Origin of the sequence: Nannocystis pusilla (genome assembly GCF_026626665.1) — a bacterium.
Classification (GTDB): domain Bacteria; phylum Myxococcota_A; class Polyangia; order Nannocystales; family Nannocystaceae; genus Nannocystis; species Nannocystis pusilla.
The window spans coordinates 4602637-4623060 of record NZ_JAPNKE010000002.1 but is presented as its reverse complement, the minus strand read 5'-3'; the positions used below and the strand labels follow the sequence as shown (position 1 = coordinate 4623060).

At 70.5% G+C, this 20424-nt stretch carries 15 protein-coding genes; 5 read left to right on the top strand and 10 right to left on the bottom strand.

Going from position 1 to position 20424, the window contains the following annotated elements; genetic code table 11:
* Nucleotide 1 precedes the first annotated feature (1 nt).
* From OV079_RS20335 to OV079_RS20325, 3 genes are all read left to right on the top strand, one after another.
* Nucleotides 2-2716: an MMPL family transporter gene (locus OV079_RS20335; RefSeq protein WP_267770497.1), complete on the top strand. Its 2715-nt coding sequence runs from the start codon at nucleotides 2-4 to the stop codon at nucleotides 2714-2716.
* 236 nt (nucleotides 2717-2952) lie between these two features.
* The gene (locus OV079_RS20330) at nucleotides 2953-3723 is read left to right on the top strand and encodes an outer membrane lipoprotein-sorting protein (protein ID WP_267770496.1); all 771 of its coding nucleotides are present in this window, start codon (nucleotides 2953-2955) and stop codon (nucleotides 3721-3723) included.
* Between the two features lie 40 nt (nucleotides 3724-3763).
* Complete coding sequence (locus tag OV079_RS20325) at nucleotides 3764-5707, top strand: hypothetical protein (protein ID WP_267770495.1); 1944 nt, start codon at nucleotides 3764-3766, stop codon at nucleotides 5705-5707.
* Nucleotides 5708-5758: 51 nt separating this feature from the next.
* On the opposite strand, the gene OV079_RS20320 is transcribed toward OV079_RS20325, so the two are convergent.
* The 4 genes from OV079_RS20320 to OV079_RS20305 form a co-directional block, all read right to left on the bottom strand.
* On the bottom strand, nucleotides 5759-6706 hold the full coding sequence (locus OV079_RS20320; protein ID WP_267770494.1) for a sensor histidine kinase: 948 nt from the start codon (nucleotides 6704-6706) through the stop codon (nucleotides 5759-5761).
* A gap of 154 nt (nucleotides 6707-6860) precedes the next feature.
* Nucleotides 6861-7244: a DUF7793 family protein gene (locus OV079_RS20315; protein WP_267770493.1), complete on the bottom strand. Its 384-nt coding sequence runs from the start codon at nucleotides 7242-7244 to the stop codon at nucleotides 6861-6863.
* 11 nt (nucleotides 7245-7255) lie between these two features.
* Complete coding sequence (locus OV079_RS20310) at nucleotides 7256-7699, bottom strand: DUF7793 family protein (protein WP_267770492.1); 444 nt, start codon at nucleotides 7697-7699, stop codon at nucleotides 7256-7258.
* Nucleotides 7700-7788: 89 nt separating this feature from the next.
* Nucleotides 7789-9258: an FAD-binding protein gene (locus OV079_RS20305; RefSeq protein WP_267770491.1), complete on the bottom strand. Its 1470-nt coding sequence runs from the start codon at nucleotides 9256-9258 to the stop codon at nucleotides 7789-7791.
* Nucleotides 9259-9590: 332 nt separating this feature from the next.
* Between OV079_RS20305 and OV079_RS20300 the strand changes: the two genes are divergently transcribed.
* Together OV079_RS20300 and OV079_RS56090 are read left to right on the top strand one after the other, a co-directional pair.
* A complete protein-coding gene (locus OV079_RS20300) occupies nucleotides 9591-10868 on the top strand; it encodes a cytochrome P450 (protein ID WP_267770490.1) in 1278 nt (425 codons plus the stop codon).
* A gap of 330 nt (nucleotides 10869-11198) precedes the next feature.
* Complete coding sequence (locus OV079_RS56090) at nucleotides 11199-12440, top strand: cytochrome P450 (RefSeq protein WP_267770489.1); 1242 nt, start codon at nucleotides 11199-11201, stop codon at nucleotides 12438-12440.
* A gap of 30 nt (nucleotides 12441-12470) precedes the next feature.
* Here the strand turns inward: OV079_RS56090 and OV079_RS20290 are convergent, their stop codons facing one another.
* The 6 genes from OV079_RS20290 to OV079_RS20265 all read right to left on the bottom strand — a co-directional run bounded on the left by OV079_RS20290 (nucleotide 12471) and on the right by OV079_RS20265 (nucleotide 20328).
* The gene (locus OV079_RS20290; RefSeq protein ID WP_267770488.1) at nucleotides 12471-13193 is read right to left on the bottom strand and encodes an SMI1/KNR4 family protein; all 723 of its coding nucleotides are present in this window, start codon (nucleotides 13191-13193) and stop codon (nucleotides 12471-12473) included.
* A gap of 35 nt (nucleotides 13194-13228) precedes the next feature.
* Nucleotides 13229-13969, bottom strand: coding sequence for an SMI1/KNR4 family protein (locus tag OV079_RS20285; RefSeq protein ID WP_267770487.1), 741 nt, complete (start codon nucleotides 13967-13969; stop codon nucleotides 13229-13231).
* Entirely contained in the window at nucleotides 13951-15126 is a 1176-nt protein-coding gene (locus OV079_RS20280) for a DUF4150 domain-containing protein (RefSeq protein WP_267770486.1), read from the bottom strand. Before OV079_RS20280 ends, OV079_RS20285 begins: the two co-directional genes overlap by 19 nt.
* Before the next feature lie 20 nt (nucleotides 15127-15146).
* A complete protein-coding gene (locus OV079_RS20275; RefSeq protein WP_267770484.1) occupies nucleotides 15147-16190 on the bottom strand; it encodes a hypothetical protein in 1044 nt (347 codons plus the stop codon).
* Between the two features lie 172 nt (nucleotides 16191-16362).
* On the bottom strand, nucleotides 16363-17364 hold the full coding sequence (locus OV079_RS20270) for a DUF2169 family type VI secretion system accessory protein (RefSeq protein ID WP_267770483.1): 1002 nt from the start codon (nucleotides 17362-17364) through the stop codon (nucleotides 16363-16365).
* A gap of 567 nt (nucleotides 17365-17931) precedes the next feature.
* Nucleotides 17932-20328 (bottom strand): Lon protease family protein, encoded by a 2397-nt coding sequence (locus OV079_RS20265; protein WP_267770482.1) that lies wholly within the window; start codon nucleotides 20326-20328, stop codon nucleotides 17932-17934.
* Nucleotides 20329-20424 lie beyond the last annotated feature (96 nt).

Genomic DNA, 20424 nt, shown 5'->3' with positions numbered 1-20424 from the left:
GATGCGCGACCACCCGCTCGTCCGCGCCCGCTGGGCCATCCTCGCGCTCGCCGTCGGCGTGGCGGCGCTCATCCTGCCCGGCCTCGGCCGCATCCGCGAGGACAACGACGTGCTCGCGTTCCTGCCGCCCGACCACCCCGACGTGGTCGCGTTCCGCGAGGTGGCCAAGCGCTTCGGCGTGCTCGAGGTCGGCCTCGTCGGCCTGAGCAAGCCCGACGGCGACCTGCTGGCCGTGGACCGGGTCGACGAGGTGCGCGAGCTGGGCCGCGAGATCGCGCGCAAGGACGGCGTCCGCATGGTGCTGTCGTTCGCCGATCTGCCCGACCCGCGCGTCACCGACGACGGGCTCGAGATCGCCGAGCTGGTACCCGAGGCGCTGCGCGACGAGGCGAAGATCCGCGAGAAGGTGCTCGGCTCGACCGACGCCGTCGGCACCATGGTCTCGCGCGACGGCCGGGCCGCGGCGTTGATGGTGTTCCTGATGCACCACGAGGACCGCGCCGCGGCGGCCGACGCCCGATCGGCGACGATCCGCGAGATCCGCGAGACCCTGGGCAGCGGCTGGAAGGGCGAGAGTCACCTCGGCGGCGCGCCGTTCATCGAAGACGTGGCGGCCACCGCCAGCCGCGCCGACCTCGACAAGCTGTCGCCGATCGTCATCGGCGTGCTCGTGCTGGTCTCGGCGGTGCTGCTCGGCAGCGTCGTCGCGGCGGGGATCAACCTCGTGCTCACCGGCCTGGGCGTCGGCCTGGTGCTCGGCGCTCACGGGGTGCTCGGCGAGGCGTTGACGATCGTCAGCAGCTCGATGCCGGTGCTGATGGTCGCGCTCGGCGGGGCCTTCGGCGTGCACATGCTGGCCGGCTACCAGCGCCAGAGCGGCACCAGCCGCGAGCGCGCGAGCGCGACCCTGCGCGAGCTGTGGTTGCCGGTCTTGCTCAGCGGCCTGACCACCGCGGTGTCGTTCTTCGCGCTGACGATGATGCCGCAGCTGCCGATGCAGCGGTTCGGCGTGACGGCCGGCGTCGGCGTGCTGGTGCTGCTGGCGCTGGCGCTGCTCGTGCTGCCGGCGATCCTCTCGGTCCTCCCGGACAGGTTGATGCCGCCGCGGACCGAGCGGGCGATGCCGCTGCGGCTGCGGCCGAACCTGTGGCTGCTGCTGCTGCTGGCGCTGGTCGGCGCCGGCGTGGCGTCGACGCTGCGGGCCGACGCCGACCCGACCGAGGTGTTCTCGGAGGACAGCGAGCCGATGCGCTCGAACCGGTTCTTCAACGAGCACTTCGGCGGCTCCACGTACCTGCAGGTCGCGGTCGAGGCGGCGCAGCGCGGCGACACCGATCGCAAGGCGCTGGCCGAGCCGACGGCGCTGCGAGAGATCCGCGACCTCGCCGAGCAGGTGCGGGCGATCGACGGCGTGGTCGACGTGCGCTCGATCGTCGAGCCGCACGCGCTGCTCAACGAGGCGCTCGGCGGGCGCCGCGGCGTGCCCGAGACCCCGGGGCGCGCGTCCCGGGTGTTCGCGCTGCTGCAGGGCCACCCCGCGGTCGCGCAGCTGGTCACCGAGGACACCGCGGGGGCCTTGATCCACATCAAGCTGGCGCCGATGTCGGGCGACCAGCAGGTCGTCGTCGCCGACGCGGTGCGGGCGCTGCTCGATCGCCACGCGACCGGCGGCTTCGTCATCGCGCCGACCAGCGACGCGAAGGTGCGCGCGGTCCAGGTGCAGGAGGTCGGGCAGCGGCTGTCGCGGATCCTCGGCCGGCCCGTCGACGCCGACAAGCTGCTGCAGGCCTCGCCGGCCAGCGCGCCGTCGCCGGCGCTGATCGCCGCGCTCAAGGAGGTCCGTGACCGCGCGCTCGACTCCGAGGACAGCCCGGTCGAGGGCGTGCCGCGCGAGGAGATCGACGCGATCGATCCGGTCAGCCTCGTCACGCCCCGCGGCGCCGAGCTCGAGGCGCTGCTGCGCGCCAAGCTGCCGACGCTGGCGGCCAAGGATCCGGAGGGCATCGGCTTCGTCGCCAAGCACCTCGGGCCGTGGGCGGACGACGCGCTGGTGCGCTTCCAGGTCGAGGCCCGCTGCGGCGCGCTCGACCTGCCGCTGCAGGCCCCGGCCGACGCGGCCGGTCCGACCTGCGCCTCGGTGAAGGGCGCGCTGTCGGAGCTCGACGACGACGAGTGGCGCGTGGCCGACGGCGAGGGTCGCGGCCTGTCCTTCAAGACACGTCTCACGGGCCAGCCGGTGATCGGTGCCGCGTTCGCGGAGAGCGTCACGCGCAGCCTGTTCACCTCGACCGGCGTGTCGCTCATGGGCCTCGCACTGACCCTGCTGCTGGCGCGACAGATGCTCGCGCTGGTGCCGGCGGTGTGGTGCCTGTGCGTGACGATGGGGATCTTCGGCCTGCTCGGCATGCCGATCAGCGTCGGCACCAGCATGATCTCGTGCATCGCCGTCGGCGCCGGCGTCGACTTTGCGATCCACCTCAACTTCCGCGCGCGCAACTACACCACCCCGGACGCCGGCGCGCGGGCCGTCGACGACATCGGCGTGGTCACGCTGATCTCGGCCTTGCAGCTCGCGGCGGCGTTCCTCGTGCTGCTCGCCTCCGAGATGGCGCCGCTGCGGGACCTCGGGCTCGGCCTGGCCATCGCGCTGGTCGGCGCGGCCCTCGGCGCCTGCTGGTTCGCGCCGTGGCTGGCGCGCCCAGGGGTGCGCAAGTAAGTGCGCAGCACGGTCGCAAGGGGCGCGGAGTGACTTCTGTGATCCGGATCACCGGACCGATGCGGGGAGCCGTGCTCGCGGGCGGCGCTCTCCGTCCTTATCGCCCACAACTGGGTGTCATGGCGGGGCATGGACAGAATAGTCGCCGTGATCGGTCGTCCAACGCGCCGCGTGCGGCCGCCCGGCGTGGCGGCGCGCGTCACCTGTCCCCCTGATACACTCCGGAGCTCGAAGCCATGAAGTCAGTCACCTTCCTCCTCGCCTCGGCCCTCGTGTTGCCCGCGACCATCATGGTCGCCCCGCAGGCAGTGAGCGCCGCCGAAGACGCGTTCAGCAAGGGTGCTGCGATTCTCAAGGTCGCCGACGAGCGGGCCGCGAAGTTCCCCGATCAGACCTATACGGCGTCGATGGAGATCTTCAAGAGCGGCAACCTCCGCCAGACGATGGTCTTCAAGATGTCGATGAAGGGGCTGGAGAAGCAGTTCATCCACTTCACCGCCCCTGGTGACGTCGCGGGCATGAAGATCCTCATGGAGGACCGCGACACGATTTACATGTACAGCCCCGAGTTCCAGAAGGTGCGCCGCGTCGCGGCCCACATGCAGAACCAGGGCTTCCTCGGCAGCGAGTTCACGCCCGAGGACATGGTGCTCGCCAAGCTCTCGCCGTCGTTCGACGCCGAGCTGATCGGCAAGACCGGCGACGAGACCAAGCTGGTCCTCAAGCCCAAGGCCGGCCAGAACACGTCCTTCAGCAAGCTCGAGATCTTCATCGACTCGAAGGTCGGCGGCGTCACCCGGATCCACTACTTCGACGCCGGCGGCAAGCACACCCGCACGCAGGTGCGCGAGGCCTGGACGCCGTTCGAGGGCACCCAGATCCCCACCAAGATCCGCATGAAGAACCTCAAGACGGGCGACGAGACCGTCATCAACCTGTCCGAGATCGACGTGAAGACCCCCGTCTCCGACGATCTGTTCTCCCGCCGCACGTTGATGCGCGGGTGAGCCTCGAGTGGTGTCGACCGCTGGCGTAACCATCCTCGGTTTGCAGTGGGCGCTCTGGGCCTTGGCCCAGGCGCCTGCTGATCGCGACTACCAGGGGCCCGAAGGGGTCCCGAACAAGCCCGGCGCGGCCAAGCCCGGCAAGCCGAACACCGACGTCTCGGTCGACGACGTGTTCGGCACCGGCGCGGCCAAACCGGCCGACAAGCCGCCCGAGGCGAGCAAGCCCGCCGAGGCGGCCAAGCCGGCCGCGAAGCCGAACGCGGGCGGTTCCGACCTGTCGATGGACGACGTGTTCGGCGCCGGCGCCGACACCGGCTCGTCCGAGGCGCCGAAGAAGGGCAGCGAGCCGGCGGGCACGACCACTGCGCGCGACCTCGAGCTCGACGACGTGTTCGGCGGCGGCAGCAGTCAGCCGTCGGGCGCGTCCGCCGGGCCGACGACGACGGTCACGACCACCACGCCGGGGCCCAGCGACAAGCCGGCCGACGCGGGCGCGGGCAAGCAGAAGCTGCAGAGCCCGAGCGAGCAGATCCTGAACAAGTCGGGCGGCAAGCTGCACACGCGCTTCCGCATCATCAGCAGCCTCCACTACGACGTCGACCGCGCCGAGCCGCGCAAGATCAGCCGCAACGAGAACCGCGTCGAGTTCTACTTCGCGTACACGCCCAACAAGCACGTGCAGGTGGTCGGCGAGGTCGATCCCGTGCTGATGGGCACCAACCAGTCGCGCGAGCTCGACGACCTGGCCTCGCAGGTCTACATCCAGCGGTTCCACCTCGAGAGCCGCGCGGCCTACGTCGCCCTCACCGACATCGCCCCGGGCCTCGACATCAAGGTCGGGCGCCAGATCGTCGTGTGGGGCACCGCCGACAAGTTCAACCCGACCAACAACATCAACGCGGACGACCTCGAGGATCGGCCGCTGTTCACCGAGCCGATCGCCAACCAGATGGCGGTCATCGACTACTCGCCGCTGCGCGACCGCGACAAGCTGTACTTCCAGGGCGTGTACATCCCGCTGTTCTTCCCGGCGCTGCTGCCCCCGTCGGCGGCCGCCGGCCTGAAGGACCCGTACGCCGAGACGCCGTTCGCCAACGACCGCGAGCTGGCGAAGATCACGTACCTGCAGGAAGACTACCTGCCGAAGAACCCCAAGCTGGTGCCGCGGGTGTTCGGGCACGTCGAGATGCCCGAGAACAAGTTCACGAACGGCCAGTTCGCGTTCAAGATGGGCTCGCGCCTCGGCGAGGTCGACATCAGCGCGTCGTACTACTACGGCCGCCACGACATCCCGCTGCCGGTCCAGGCCACGACCACGCAGGTCCACGCGCTCAACGACCCGACCGACCCGCCCGACGGCTACTGGTTCCGCTCGGACGTGCGCCTCATCTACCCGAAGATGCAGGTCATCGGCCTCGACTTCGCCACCCAGGTGCCGTTCCTCGGCAACATGGGCCTGTGGGGCGAGGCGGCCCTCATCATCCCCGAGGCCAAGCAGTTCCACATCGACCTGCCGCCGCTGCCCGGCGGCGGCGTCGACGTCACGCCGAACGACGACATGGCCAACCCGGAGGCCTTCATCGCCGGCCCGGCGATCAAGAAGCAGCCGTTCCTCAAGGCCACCGCCGGCTTCGACTACACCTTCGGCAAGCACGTGTACGTGCAGGCGCAGTACCTGCGCGGCATGATCAACGAGTTCGGCGCCGGCCACATCGGCAACTACATCCTCGGCGGCACCGACCTGATCTTCTTCGGCCGCAAGCTGGTGTTCCGCGCGTTCGGCATGGTCGACCTGCCGAACAACAACCCCAAGGGCAAGGGCCCCTCGGGGGTGATCGCGCCGGCCCTGCTGTTCGCGCCGCCGTGGGGCTACGTCAACTTCGAGCTCGGCAGCTTCGCCCTGCTCGGCGGCGACAAGACCTACTTCGGCCAGCGGGCCACCGGCTCGTCGATCGTCTACTTCAAGGTGATCGGCTCGTTCTAGTCCTGCGCCGAAGGACATGTCTGCCAGGACATGTCCGGGCGAGCAGGCCGGTCAGCCCCGCGGGGGGCCGTCGACGGGCAGGCGCACGCGGAAGGTCGAGCCGCGGCGCAGCTCGCTGCTGACGACGATCGAGCCGCCGAGCAGGTCGCACAGGCGCCGGCTGATCGCCAGGCCGAGGCCGGTGCCGCCGAAGCGGCGCGTGGCGGTGTCGTCGACCTGGGTGAAGGCGTCGAAGATCGTCTCGAGCTTGTCGGCCGGGATGCCGATGCCGGTGTCGGCGACGGTGATGTCGACGAAGGCCCGGCCGTGCTCGACGTGGTCGCAGGCCGAGAGGGTGATGTCGCCGCCGACCGTGAACTTGTTGGCGTTGCCGAGGATGTTGAGCAGGATCTGCTGCAGCCGCAGCGGGTCGGTGAGGACCTGCGGGCGGCCCAGCTCGACGCGCGCGTGCAGCACGTTGCCGGCCTCCTTGACCGAGGGCGCCAGGGTGGTCTGCAGCTCCTGCAGCAGGGTGCGCAGGTCGATCTGCTCGAGCCGCACGTCGACGCGGCCGGCCTCGATCCGCGCGAGGTCGAGGACGTCCTGGATGAGGTTGAGCAGGTGGCGCGAAGCGATCTGCAGGCGGTCGACGTCGACGGTGAGCGCGTCCTGGCCGGCGTCGACCAGGTCCTCGCGGATGATCTCGGCGTAGCCGATGATGGCGTTCAGCGGGGTGCGCAGCTCGTGGCTGATGTTGGCCAGGAAGGCGCTCTTGGCCCGGCTGGCGGCCAGCGCCTCGTCGCGCGCGCCCACCAGCGCCTTCATGGTGTGCGACAGCTCCTCGCCCATCATGTTGAGGCCGATCGCCATCGCGTTGATGAGCTCGTCGTTGTCGTCGTGGACCAGGGCGCGGCGGTCGTAGTCGAGGGCCGCGAACGCGGTGATGGTGTTGAACAGCTCCTCCATCTGCCGCTCGGTCCGCTCGCGATAGTCGCGCAGGGCGGCGAGCTCGGCGGCCACCACCGCCAGCGCCGTCTCGGCCGCGGCCCGCGGGTCGCTGGCGAACGCGGCGGCGTCGGGCGCCAGCGCGACCGCGGCGCGCAGGAGCGCGGCGATGCGGGGGTCCGAGGATCCGCGGGAGGATCGTGCCCGGGCCGATGGCCGGAGGAGTCGGTCACACCACCTGCTCTTTGAGCCAGACGAGCGCGTCGCTCTCGGAGTTGAACAGGCGCAGCGGGAAGGGCGGCCTGTGGACGTTGGTGTAGAAGTTGCCGAACATCCGCCCGACCTGCGAGTCGATCAGCATCGCCAGCGCCGACACCCGGTCGGCCGCCTCGGGCCGGACGTAGTAGAGGCGGGCGTCGCGGTCGAGGCCGCGCGAGTCCCGGGTGTCGAGCAGCATCGGCAGCTTGCGCCCCTCGGCCAGCTCGTCGACGGCGCGCGAGTTCACGTGGGCGTCGTCCAGCGTGTGCGTCGCCGTCGGCAGCACCACGCAGTGGACGATCCCGTCTTCGATCCAGATCCGTTCGGTGCGGGTGACGATCTCTCGCAGCTCCATGCGCTGGCCTCTTACGTCCGGTCGCTCGGGGCGCTCGGATCCTTGGTGATGAAGCTGCGCAGCCAGGCGATGGCCTCGTCGACGTCGGCGAACAAGCGGAACGGGAAGCGGGTCTTGTTGAGGCCGAGGAAGAAGTTGCCGATCACGCGGCTGACGTTCGAGCGGACCAACATCGCCGCCGCGAGGTTGACGCGCTGGGCCTCGGAGCCGGCGTAGTACTCGCGGCACTCGCGGGTGGCGAAGCTGGCGTGGGCCCGCATGTCGAGCAGCAGCGGCCGCGGTATACCCGCGGCCAGGGTGGCGACGGCCTCGACATTCTTGATCGCGTCATCGAGGTCGGCGACAAGGCCCGGCTTCACCTCGGCGATCACGTAGCCGTCGGGGTGAAGCCACAGCCGCTCGGTCCGGGTGTCGATCACGCCGCGGGCATCTCGGGGGATGAACGACTCGCTCATGCGCGCGGCCAGGATAGCGGACCGGCCGCGCGTTGGGTGCACGGAGAAGCGCGCGGCGGGCGGCGCCGCGCGCGGCGCCGAGTTCGCGCTCACCACAGGAAGATGCCCTGGCCGGGAGTCAGGGTGTTGGTGGGATCGAAGATCAACTTGCGGGCCAGGAACTGCGGCCAGCGGGCGCCGTAGTGGAGGACCCAGTCGGCGAAGTTGAGCTCGACGCTGCCGATCGAGTAGCGCTTGCCGCCGACTTCTCGCACGCCCTCGTACACCGCACGGTTCTTCGCTACCAGGTCCGCGGCCACCGCCGGATCGGCCGAGGGCGCCCAGCGGAGCAGCGAGAACAGCACGTTCACCGGCTCGCTCGCCAGCGGGATGAACGGCGCGGTCACCTTGCTCCGCGGGAACGGATAGATGAGCACCGGGCCGTAGCCGATGTCGATCGCAGGGGTCTCGGCGAGGGTCGACTCGATGAAGTCGGCGGCCTCGGACAGCGGCAGGAAGAAGTCCGTCAGCGGGTGAGGCAGGTACCACTCGCCGGTGATCTTGGTGAAGGCGACGATCGGCGCCAGGCGGTCGAAGAACTCGTAGAGCGTCTGGGTGTCGGCGGCTTCGGTGCCGGGGATGAAGTTGAGCCCGGCGAGCATCGCGGCGTCGTCGGGCGGCGAGCCGGCGTCGAAGTACTTGACGCACTCGATCGTGATCACGTAGCTGTCGTCGGGCTGCGGGAAGCCGAGGCCCTCCACGTAGTCGAACCGACCCTCGTTCATCAACGCGACCTGGTCGGCGAGCAGGGTGGCGACGTCGGCGTAGACGGCCGTGTAGTGGCGCGCCAGCGGCTTGACCGCGATCAGCTTGACGCGCGCCTTGACGATGATGCCGAACTGGCCGAGGCCGCCGCGCACGCTGTTGAACAGGGTCGCCTTGGTGGTCGGCGAGCACACCTCGAGGTCGCCGTCGCCGGTGACGACCCACAGCTCGAGCACGTTGTCGGCCTGCAGGCCGTGCTGCGGGGTCTGACCGCCGATGCCGCCGACCGAGAGCGTGCCGCCGATGCTGAGGTCGATGTGATCGGTGAGCACCGGCGGGCTCTTGCCGAGCGGCAGGGTCTGCTGCAGCAGTTCGAACCACCGCACGCCGGCGTCGACCACCGCGTCGCCGGCGTTGATGGCGTGGATCTCCGCCAGCGCCGACATGTCGATCACGAGCCCGCACTTGGCCTGCGACTGACCCTGGGTGCTATGGCTGTTGCCGACCATGCTCATCGGCCCGACCTTGATGCAGTGCTTGCGACAGAACTTGACGGCCTTGCGAATGTCGTCGATCGAGGCCGGCACGAGCACCGCGAGCGGCGTCTTGCTGACGATGTGACCCCAGTCGTCGGCCGCGGCGGCGCGGTCGGCCGGGCCGGTCAACAGCTCACCCTCGAGGCCGGGGATCTCGAACGCGTCGGCGGCCGCGTCGGAGCACGTCAGCCACGCCTGCGCCGACGGGCTGAAGGCGAGGACGGGGACGGCGGCGGCGCCGCTGCGCAAGAAGGCTCGTCGGGTGCTATGGATCGTCATTGCCAAAATCTCCTGGATGCTTCTGAAGTCCCACGCGCGGCGCATACGTCGCCGCGGCGGAAACGACGGTAACAGAGCCGCGAGCGCGCTGTCCGCGGCGCTTCGTGTGTGCCACTGTCTCATTCGGCCCCACGGTGAGCACGGCGCTGACAGCTTGTCCGATGGGACATGGTACAAAGGACATGTCTCAAAGTTTACGGTCAACTGTCCGCCCGGGGGGCGGCCGGCCTCCGCGGACTCGGCGGTCGCGGACGCGCTTGCACATGCATGGGCGCTCGTGCGCGCGCCGGGCGATTGCTCGCCACCCGCGGAGTCTGGTACCGCTGGAGGCGATGACCGACGACGCCCGCGTGCCCCCGTCGCCCGCCCCGGAGGCCGAGCGCCTCGCGGTCGGCGAGCTGTTCCAGCCGTTCTCCCCCGCGTACCAGGAGGACCCGGCCCGCAACTTCTACGCCGAGGCCCACGCGCGCGCGCCGGTCGCGTACAGCCAGCAGTTCTTCGCCTACCTGGTGACGAGCCACGCCGAGGTGATGCACGTGCTGCGCGAACCGGGGCTGTTCTCGTCGGCGCGCCTGCTCGAGCCGGTGGTGCCGTTCACGCCGGAGCTGCTGGCGCGGCTGCAGAAGGGCCTCTTCCCGCTGCCGCCGGGGCTGTTCAACAACGACCCGCCGTCGCACACGCGGGCGCGGCTTTTGTTCTCGAAGGCGTTCACGCCGGCGAGGGTGGCGGCGATGGAGCCGCAGATCCGCAAGTTCGCCGAGGAGTTCGCGGCCGAGCTCGCCAGCGGGCCGGACGAGCTCGAGCTGATGCGCGACTTCACGTTCAAGCTGCCGATGCGGGTGATCGCGGCGCTGGTCGGCGTGCCGTACGAGGACATGCCGCAGTTGAAGAAGTGGCAGGACGACTGGTTCAAGCTGTACGACCCGGCGCTCGACATGGAGGCGAAGCTGGTCGCGGCCGACGGCTTCGTCGCCTACACGCGCTACTACACCGAGCTCATCGCGCAGCGCCGCGCCAAGCCGACCGACGACCTGATCTCGGCGCTGCTCCGCGCGCGCGAGGGCGAGGACGCGTTGACCACCGAGGAGATGATCTCGCACCTGGTGGTGCTGCTGTTCGCCGGCTACGAGACGTCGGCCAGCCTGATGGGCTCGCTGCTGTTCGCGCTGCTGGAGCAGCCCGAGCTGTGGCAGCGCGTCGGCGAGGACGCTGCGCTGCTGCAGACGGCCGCCGAGGAGACGCTGCGCATGCACTGCTCGGTGCAGATGGAGCCGCGGCACGCGACCCGCGCGACGTCCGTCGGCGGCGTGGAGATCCCCGCCGGCGCGACGGTGATGCCGTTCTTCGGCGCGGCCAACTACGACCCCCGCGTGTTCCCGGACCCGCTGCGCTTCGACCTCACCCGCCCGAACCCGGCCCGCCACCTCGGCTTCGGCTGGGGCATCCACAGCTGCCTCGGCGCCAGCCTGGGCCGGCTCGAGGTCCGCGTCGGCATGCAGGCCCTGCGCGCGGCGCTGCCGAACCTCCGCCTCGCCGAGGGCGCCCGCCGCAGCTACCTGCCGAGCATGTTCTTCCGCACGCCGGCGGCGGTGCCCGCGGTGCGCGGGTGAATGTTCGGACATGCTCGCAAGGGCATGTCCTTGGGCGCATGGTCGAAGGGGCATGTCTCGAAGAGCATGTCCTGAAGGGCGGACTCACCGCGCACGGCGGGTCGCCTTCGGTCGCCTGGGACCGTAAGCTGCCTCGACCGAGCCGCGCGCGAGCGCGGCGGACCGCCGTCGGGGCGTGAGCGGCGCTGGCGTGAGCCGCGGGGCGGGCGGCGCGGCGACGCTGCGCCCGCCACAGATGGGCGCGGCGCCTGCTGACCGCGGAGGAAGTCGAGGAGGCGCCGACAAACGTCACGGCGTTGCCGCGGCGATCGCCGCTCGTACCCTGGGCGCGTGCAGCTCCCGATGGACATCTCGACGGCCCTGTTCTCGCCGGATACGGCGACCAATCCGCACCCGCTGTTCGCTCGCCTGCGCGAGGCAGCCCCGGTGCATCGCCTCGAGCGCTACGAATGGTGGGCGGTGACCCGCTACGCCGAGGTGGCCAAGATCCTGCGACGCCCGGAGGTGTTCTCGTCGAACACGGGGCTCGACCGGCTGCGCCCGCCGCACATCGACGAGCGCACCTGGCGAGAGCTCGACCGCATGCGCGGGCCCAGCATGTTCAACTCGGACCCGCCCGAGCACACGCGGCTGCGCAAGCTGGTCAGCGCCGCGTTCACGCCGCGGGCGATGACGCAGCTCGAAGGACGGGTGCAGCAGATCGCGGGCCGCCTGATCGAGGCGATCTTGCGGCGCGAGACGTTCGACGTGGTCGAGGACCTGGCGATCCCGCTGCCGGTGACGGTGATCGCGGAGATGCTCGGGGTCGACCCGGCGCGCGGGGCCGACTTCAAGCGCTGGAGCGACGATCTGATCACGCTGAGCCGCCTGGCGCGCGAGCGACGAGGCTCGGCGAACGAGTCGGTGCGGCTGGTGGCGAGCCGGCGCGAGTTTTATGGGCACATGCAGGCGATGATCGCTGCGCGGCGCGAGTCGCCCCGCGACGACCTGATCAGCCAGCTGGTCCGCGCCGAGAGCGAGGAGGGAGCGCTCACCGCCGAGGAGGTGCTGGGGATGGTGCTGCTGCTGCTGGTCGCAGGCAACGAGACGACGACCAACCTGATCGCCACGGGGACGCACCTGCTGCTCGAGCACCCGGAGGCGCTGGCAGAGCTGCGCGCCGACCCGGGGCTGGTGCCGAACTTCATCGAGGAGGTGCTGCGCTACGACGGGCCGGCGACGATGCTGTTCCGCCGCACGACGGCGGAGGTCGAGGTGGCCGGGACGCAGATCCCCGCGGGAGAGGTGGTGGTGCTGCTGCTGAGCGCGGCCAACCGCGATCCGGCGCAGTTCCCCGAGCCCGATCGCTTCGACATCCACCGCGACACCCGCGGCCACCTCGGCTTCGGTCAAGGCATCCACTTCTGCGTGGGGGCGCCGCTGTCCCGCCTGGAAGGTAGGATCGTGTTCACCGAGATGATCCGCCGCCTGCCCGCGTTCGCCCGCGCGGATGCCCAACCGGCGTGGAACGACAACTCGAGCCTCCGCGGGCTCAGATCGCTGCCGCTCCGCTTCGCACGGCGCGCTGCGTGAGGCGAGAGCGCTCCATCGTGGGCGGGCGGCTCAAGGGTCGTCGGTCCCTACCTCTAAATCGGCTTCCTTCTCGACGACGCGGAGGATCCGGCGCAGGCTGCTGTCGTTGGCGGCCGCGAGGCGAAAGTAAAGGCGGACGGTGTCCGAGCCTCGCGGAGTCGCACGGCAGATCATGGCGGCGTCCGGGCGATCGAAGAGCTTGCAGAAGGGGCCGGTGGAAATGGGTTGTTCAAAACCGTGATTGCTCAGAGCCCGCTCGATCCGTGCACTTATGCCCGTACCAGCGGCTCTGAGCGAACCCTTGCACTGGCACGGGAAGGTCGGGAGCCTGAAGTTGAACATCGCTTTCCAGGCGAGCAACTCACGGAACGTCTCGGAGACGAGCTGGACGAGCTCGCCTTCGATCTCTCTGTCGAACACGAGCGAGTCATGCCTGGCCGGCCGCTCGAGATCGTACCAGGTATGCATCGGGACCTCGGGGTCGGTCTGACGCCGATGAGGAGGTATCGTGGATCCGGCTGTTCGATCTCTTCGCGGTACGTCTCGATCACCCGGCCTGCCGTGAAGTCGATGCTGGCGAAGCTCAGGGCGCCCCATGCGGCGCAGGAACCAGCGGTAGAAATCCGGCAGCGGGCGCCCGGCGATGGCCTCAATTTCGGCGATTTCTTCCCGAGTGGCACCATCCCAGCCATCCTCGATGTTGGGCACGAGCCGGGTCAAGAGCCGCTCGATCTGTTGCTCGGGGTGGCTCATGGGCATGGAGGCGTTGTGTGGGAAAGCGTCCTATGTTAGCGGTGCCAGGCCTCGACCTCGACCTCCAGCTCCTTGCCGATGACGCCGAGGATCCGGCGCAGCGTGCCAATGTCGTTGCCCGCGAGGTCGAAGAAGAGGACCTGCTCCGGAGTGGTGCGAGGCGCGACGCTGCAGGTCATGGCCGCGTCGGCTCGATCGAAGATCCCGCAGAACGAGCCGGTGGGGACCGGTTGGTCGAATCCGAGGCTCTCGACCGCGCGATCCAGTAACGCACGCACGTCATCGCCGTCCGATTTGAAGCTTCCCTCGCAGCGGACCGGGAGGACTTCGACCTTGAAGTTGCGCATCGCTTTCCACGCGAGCATCTCGCGGAAGGTCTCGAACTCGAGCTGCGTGAGCGGATCGCCGATGCTGCGGCTCAGCACGAGGGCGTCGCCGCGGAGCGGACTGTCGAGATCGTACCAGGTATGCATGGGGACGACGGGGTCGTTCTCGTAGCCTATCAGGAGGTATCTCGGGCTCGGTTCCTCGATCTCCTCCTGGTAGCAGGCCTTGATGCGAGCGGGGGAGAAGTCGACGCTGGCGAAGTTCAAGGCCCCCATGTACCGTCCCATGCGCGCCAGGAACCAGTAGTAGAAGGGCGGCAGAGGGCGCCCTGCGAGCGCTTCGAGCTCGGCGACCTCGTCCGGCGTGGCGCCTTCCCAACCGGCGTCGATGCTCGGCACGAGCCGCGCGAGGAACTCCTCCAGTTCGCGTTCTAAGGGGTGCATCTGCATACCTGGGGGCCTGGAGACTTGTGTTGACATTCCGGTGCTCTGTCATCCGGGCAGAGCAACATGGTCAAAATGATCTGACAGGTCCCACAGGGCGGGACGGCTTGCGTTCCTCCGAACCAGCCCATTTTGAGGTTCCCTTTCGGTCGGATCCGAAAATGGACGAATACTCGCGCATCCGGGCCGGTCGGGGCGGACCATCGCTCGGTAAGTCCAATGGGCCGCGCACCGTGTGAAAGGGCCAGAACAACCGCTTTCTGCGCAGCGCAAGACCCGGGCGGGTAGAAGGGCTCGCCCGCGTCCTTGTCCTTCTGCTGCTCGGTGCGTTCGGGGCCCTTCGCTTCCTTCCGCGCTTTCCAAGCGCTGAATTTTTTCCCCGCCTTCTTCCACTCGATTCCGAATTGGTTGCGTCTATTCTCTGGAATCAGCGCCTCGAAGTCTGCCAGGCGATCGGGCACGGGGGCATGCCACCCGCCCGGTATCTCGGCGTGCAGGGCAGGCATCTGGCCTCCCGAGTTGGCGGCATAGACCTGGCTGTCCTTGCAGCGAACGACGCCGAGCATCGTGCCGCGAATCTTGTGTTTCTTCGTTCGCGCAGTCGTCGCCGCGGTCTGAAAGGTGCTCGCGTCGCCCTTGGTGTCGGCGGTCTCTTCGAGCCGCGCCTTGTCGCCGTGGGTCTTGTGGCACAGTGCGCACAGCTCGTCGCCCACGAGCGCGACGAGGCCCGGTGGTTGCACGAGGCCGAGCAGCGTCGCGGCGTTCGGGGGGCTGCCGCTCGGGCCGCAGTTGTTGAGCATCGGGTCGCTGAGCAGGTGGACGTTCTTGCCCTCGACCTTGACGTCCATGGAACCGGGGCCGACGAAGCGGGCGGGGCCCTCGACGTTGGCGGAGACGATGCCGCCCCCGGTGGCCTTGCTGGCGATGTCGCCGATGGAGGTGAAGGTAGCGCCCTTGATGGCGACCTTGCAGCCGTCGAAGGTCACGTTCTTCGAGAAGTCTTTTGGCGAGTTGCTCGACTTGGCGATGTTGGGCAGCGGCGTGGGGACGAACGGGGCCGGCGGGCCGGGCATCTTGCACACGTTGGGCACGGTGGCCGCGGCGATGCCGTTGCTGCCGGTGGTGACGGGGGTCTTCGGCGGGTTGACGGAGATGCTGGACATCGTGGAGACCTCGCGGCGCCTCAGATCGGTCGCTGCAGGAGCAGGGCGCCGCGGAGGCCGGCGTCGGAGCCGGCGGTGATCATGGCGCACAGGCCGGGGGCGTAATTGCGGCGGAATGACTGCACCCCGAGGATGACGCCGAGCGGGACGAAGGCGGCGCCGACGTCGCCCCAGCGATCGGCGGGGGCCTCGTATTGCAGCGACTTCCACACCGCGGCGGTGCGCATGGCGACGAATCCCCACTCCTCGCTGCGGTAGCGCTCGCCGTTGATGTCGTTGTAGTGAGCGTCGACCTGCTCGTCGGGCAGGCGCAGGACGCTGGCGGCGCCGGCGACGGCGTCGCTCATGCCCGCGCCGAAGGTGCCGGTCTCGCTGGTGCGGAGGTGCGCCTCGCGGGCCGTGTGGACGCCGCGCACGACGGCGAGGGCGGGGAGGCGCAGGCGTCGGCGCAGGTCGGGGTGGGCCAGGACGATGCAGCCGGCCGCCTCGCCGGGGATGAAGCCGCTGCGCACGCCGGGCTGGGCGCAGCGGCGCTGATCCTCCAGCCACAGGAGGGTGTCGGCGTGCAGCCAGCTGTCGACGCCGGCGACCCAGCACAGCGCGTCGGGGTCGTCGGCGACGAGGCGGGCGGCCTGCTCGACGGCCTGGACGGCGCCGGCGTGGCCGTGGCCGGCGATCCGGACTTCTGCCTGGAGGCCCGCGCGGCGCATGCAGGCGAGGGCGAGGCCGAGGAGCTCGCCGGCCTCGCGCTTGCCGAAGCCGGGGCGGGCCTCGGGCAGGGCGAGCAAGAGGTGGTGGGGGCCGTGGTGGGGAGGGGCCGCGGCGAGCGTGCGGGCGGCCTCGGCGAGCGCGCTGGCGAGGAGTGGTTCGAGCCGGGCGTTGCCCTCGAGCAGGGGGTCGATGCGCGCGTCGGCGGCGGCGATCAGCGGGGCGCCGTCGGGTGTAGCGAATGGATATTCGCTGCAGCGGGCGATGCCGGCCCGCACCGCGGCGGCGCTGCTGACGGCGTCGTGCCCGACGGGGGTGCGGGCGCCGATGGCGACGATCTCGAGGCGGGGGTTCACGCGGCACCTCCGTGGCGAAGATGACGAATGGGAGGCGACGGGCGCGTCACGAGGCCGAGTCGCGTGCGCGTGCGGAGGTCGGGAGCGCGGGCGCCGATGGGATGGCTGACGGGAAATGCCGAGCGCGTCACGCGGTCGGATCGCGTGCGCGTGCGGAGATTGCCGATGGGGTTCACGCCGCACCTCGTTGCTCGCGGATCTCCGTGACGTCGAGGTAGTCGGCGTCGAGGGCCGTCACGCGCAGGCAGCTCTGCCACACGAGCGACAGGCGTCGCTCCTCCGGCTCGAGGATCAGCGCGGTCAATTGCGAGGGCTGCTCCTGTCGGCGTGCGCCGAAGCGGGTGGTGAAGGCGAGGGCGAGGCGCGGGACTTCGACGCGGAGGAGGCCCTCGGGGGTCATGTTGAGCAGCTCGACGCGCTCGCCGAGGACGGGTCCGTGGGCGCGCTGGTCGGCGGGGGCGCTCATGGCGAACTCAGGGTCGTAGTCGGCGGGCAGGAGCGGACGCCGGGTCTGCTCCCAGCGGGCGTCGTAGGTGCCGGCGAGCTCGCGCCGCGGCGACCAGGACGGGTCGATGGGGCCGAAGCCTGCGGGGCCGCGGGCTTCGGGGTCGCCGTCGGGATATTCGACCTGGTGCGCGGGCTGGCCGGCGCGCGTCAGCGACCGGCGCACGAAGCCGCGGCCGATCGGGTTGCGAGCGTCCATCCGCTGGCGGGCGGGATCGGGATCGGCGGTGTCGAAGCCGCCGAACGCGTATTCGTAGCGAATGGGGTGTGTGGTGAATCGCTCCGGGGCGGACAGGCCGACGCCGAGCGAATCGTAGGTGCGCTCACCGTGGACCCGCAAATGCTTGACCAGCGCGCCGACGCGCAGGCTGACGGGGACGGTGGCCGCCGGCCGGCCGCCGGGGGCGTGGGCGTGGGCGACCGCCAGGACGTCGACGCCGGGCTTGGGCGCCAGGAGGTCGGAGTCGAGGCGCAGGCTCGACGCGCCCGGGTCGCCGAAGTACTCGGGGGCGAGCACGGGCGGAGGCTGCACGTCGGACAGGACGGCGCGGCCCTGCGGGCTTATATCGAAGCTGGCCTTGACGGCGACGATCCACCAATGCACGCCGTCCTTGTCGCGCGCCCAGTTGCGGGCCGCGGCGTAGCTGGTGCGATTGTCCAGAGCCCACATGCCAGCGCAGGGTAGCACGGCCGGGCGGCGATTCGCGGGCGAGTTCGCCCGAGGCCAGCGTAACGCTGCTCTGGGCTGGTTCGCGGGCGTACGGGCGCTGCTGCGCGGCGGCGGATCGGGGGATCGGGCGCGCACGCCGGGGGCGCCGGGGGACTGTCGATATGTAAGGTGCGCGTCATGGTCGCGCGACCGCGGTCATGCGCGGGGAAGTGAGCGCTATGGCGATTGACGATGATTGTAGCGACTCGGCGCGTCGGATTCATCGCAGTGACTCGCGCGGCATTCCTGGTCGGCCGCTCCTCGCGAGGAAGCGGGCAGGACCGCGAGGCTTGGCGAATGCCCTTTGGGACATGCTCAACCGGCCAGGGCGCGGGTGAGGAGGCCGAGCGATGGTGCGAATGTCCTTTGGGACATGCTCAACCGGCCGAGGCGCAGGTGAGGAGGGCGCGCGATGGTACGAATGTCCTTCGGGACATGCTCAACCGGCCGCGGCGCGGGCGAGGAGGCCGGGCGATGGTGCGGATGTCCTTCGGGACATGTCCGCGCCGCGGGCTCGGGCCCCCGCGCTCAGCCGCGCGGCGGGGAGGCGAGCTGGCGCAGGCGGGCGATTCGCCGCTCGACGCGGCCGTAGACGGTGCGCTCGGGGTAGCGGAAGGCGGCGGCGTCGTCTTCGGGCTCGGTGGGGGTACCGGCGGGTTCGCCGAGGATGAGCTCGACGCCCTCCTCGACGGTGCTGATCGGCCAGATGAAGAAGCGGCCCTGGGCGATCGCCTCGAGCACGTCCTCGCCGAGCACGAGGTTGCGGACGTTGCTCTCGGGGATGACGACGCCCTGGGTGCCGGTCAGGGCGTGGGCGCGGCAGACCTCGAAGAAGCCCTCGATCTTCTCGTTGACGCCGCCGACCGGGAGGACGCGGCCGCGCTGGTCGACGCTGCCGGTGACGCCGATGTCCTGGCGCGCGGGCAGGCCCGACAGGCTCGAGAGGATGGCGAACAGCTCGGCGGTGGAGGCCGAGTCGCCCTCGATCGGGGTGTAGGTCTGCTCGAACACCACCGAGGCGCCGAAGCTGAGCGGGAAGTCGCGGGCGAAGCGGTCGTGAAGGTAGCCGCTCAGGATCAGCACGCCCTTGCTGTGGATCGGGCCCGACATCTCGACCTCGCGCTCGATGTTGAGCGGGCCGTGGCTGCCGGCGTAGGTGACCGCGGTGACGCGGCTGGGGCGGCCGACCGACTGGAAGCCGTCGCTGACGACGGCGAGGCCGTTGATCTGGCCGACGCTGTGACCCGAGACCTCGACGCGGATGAGGCCGTAGCGGTGGAGGTCGAGCAGGCGGTCGCGCATCTGCCCCTGGCGGTCCTGCATTAAGCGGAACGCGGCGCGCAGGTGCTCCTCGGTCAGCTCGTCGGCGTCCTTGGCCAGCGAGGTGGCCTCGGTGATGAGGTCGCTGAGCAGGCCGAGGTTGGTGGTGAGGCGGTGCTGGTCCTCGGCCAGGCGGGCGCCGTACTGCATCAGGAAGGCGACGGCGCTGCGCGAGCAGCGGGACAGGCCGCGGTTCGAGGCCAGCCAGGCGGCCACGCCCGGGTACACGCGCAGACCTTCCTCGAAGGACATGTCGTCCTCGAAGTCGGCCCTGATCTTGAACAGGCGGCTGAACTCGGGGTCGAGCTCCTGCAGCTGATGGATCAGGTCGGGGTCGGCGACCAGCACGACCTTGACGTCGAGCTCGACCGGCTGGATCCGCAGGCTCGGGCCCTCGTCCTCCTCGTGCGGCTGGATCGCGCGCGCGAGCAGGCAGGCCTTGAGGTGCTCGTAGACGGCCTCGCGCTTGACCAGCGCCTCGGCGTCGATGATGAGAAAGCCGCCGTTGGCGCGGTGCAGGTCGCCCGCGAGGATCGTGCCGGGCTCGGGGTAGCGGCTGTCGTTCGAGCCGGCGACGACGCGGCCGAACAGGCCCGAGAGGGTGACGTTCTGCGCGTGGATGATCGGCGCGACGTCGTCGGGGCGGCTGGTGACGAGCAGCGTCGGCACGACCAGACCGGGCGGCAGCGGCACGCTCGTCAGCGGCAGGTGGTGGCCCTCCTCGAGGTGGTAGACCTGCTGCAGGTGCTCGTGCAGCCGCTGGCTGTACTTGCGCACCTGATCGGTCGGCAAGGCGCGCTCGGGCACGGCGGCGAAGCTGGCGGCGATGTTGTTGCGCAGGGCGGCGCGCTGGCGCTGCAGCAGGGTCTGCTGGATCTCCGCCTCGAGCAGCGCGAGCTGGCGCTGGGTCTCCTCGACGTGCGGGCGCACGGCCTCGATCGCGTCGAGCACCTGGCGGTTGAGCCGGGCCTCGGCCTCGCTGTCCTCGGGGTCGCTCGCGGGGTCGCTCGCGGCGGCCTTGTCGGCGCCGGGGGTCTCGTCCTCGTCCTCGTCCTCGAGCGGGACGAAGTCGAAGCCGTCGTCGCCGGCGACCAGGCCGAGGCCGTGCTCGGCGGCGATCTTGCTCAGCTGGTCGTGGATCTTGCGCTCGGCCGCGCTCTGCTCGCGGTGGATCTCGACCTGCAGCCGGTGGCGGACGCGGCCCTCGAACACCTCGTGGACGGCGGCCTCGAGGCGGGCGTGCAGCTCCTCCATCGCGCGGACGAAGGCCGGACCTGCTCCTGCGGGCAGGAACGCAGGGACAGGTTCCAAAGGCCAGCGAGGGTTGACGAGCAGGACGAGGTCGCGCGGGGCGGGGCGGCGGCGGGCCTCCTCGCGGGCGAGGGCGACCGCGGTGAAGGTGCGGCCGGTGCCGCGGCGGCCGACGACGGCGACGTTGAAGCCGGGGGCGCGCTCGGCCAGGCCGCGGCGGAGGGCCATGGCGGCGCGGTTCTGCGGGGCGATCCGCAGGTCGAGCACGAGCTCGGACGGGCCCTCGGGCAGCGCGTCCTCGCGGACGGTGACGGTGCACTGCTCGGGGCCGAGCGGAGAGACCTGGCGGGTCACGACCGGGTCGGCCGCGGCGGCAGGCGGGCTCAGCCGGACGGTGGCGGACGTCGACGCACCCGCGTCCGTCGCGCCACGAGGGGCGCGACCGGAGCG

Coding starts and splice junctions, on each gene's coding strand:
- OV079_RS20285 (WP_267770487.1), bottom strand. CDS start 13,969: ATGCAGATGCACCCCTTAGAACGCGAACTGGAGGAGTTCCTCGCGCGG.
- OV079_RS20310 (WP_267770492.1), bottom strand. CDS start 7,699: ATGAGCGAGTCGTTCATCCCCCGAGATGCCCGCGGCGTGATCGACACC.
- OV079_RS20290 (WP_267770488.1), bottom strand. CDS start 13,193: ATGAGCCACCCCGAGCAACAGATCGAGCGGCTCTTGACCCGGCTCGTG.
- OV079_RS20305 (WP_267770491.1), bottom strand. CDS start 9,258: ATGACGATCCATAGCACCCGACGAGCCTTCTTGCGCAGCGGCGCCGCC.
- OV079_RS20335 (WP_267770497.1), top strand. CDS start 2: ATGCGCGACCACCCGCTCGTCCGCGCCCGCTGGGCCATCCTCGCGCTC.
- OV079_RS20315 (WP_267770493.1), bottom strand. CDS start 7,244: ATGGAGCTGCGAGAGATCGTCACCCGCACCGAACGGATCTGGATCGAA.
- OV079_RS20300 (WP_267770490.1), top strand. CDS start 9,591: ATGACCGACGACGCCCGCGTGCCCCCGTCGCCCGCCCCGGAGGCCGAG.
- OV079_RS20270 (WP_267770483.1), bottom strand. CDS start 17,364: ATGTGGGCTCTGGACAATCGCACCAGCTACGCCGCGGCCCGCAACTGG.
- OV079_RS20280 (WP_267770486.1), bottom strand. CDS start 15,126: ATGTCCAGCATCTCCGTCAACCCGCCGAAGACCCCCGTCACCACCGGC.
- OV079_RS20330 (WP_267770496.1), top strand. CDS start 2,953: ATGAAGTCAGTCACCTTCCTCCTCGCCTCGGCCCTCGTGTTGCCCGCG.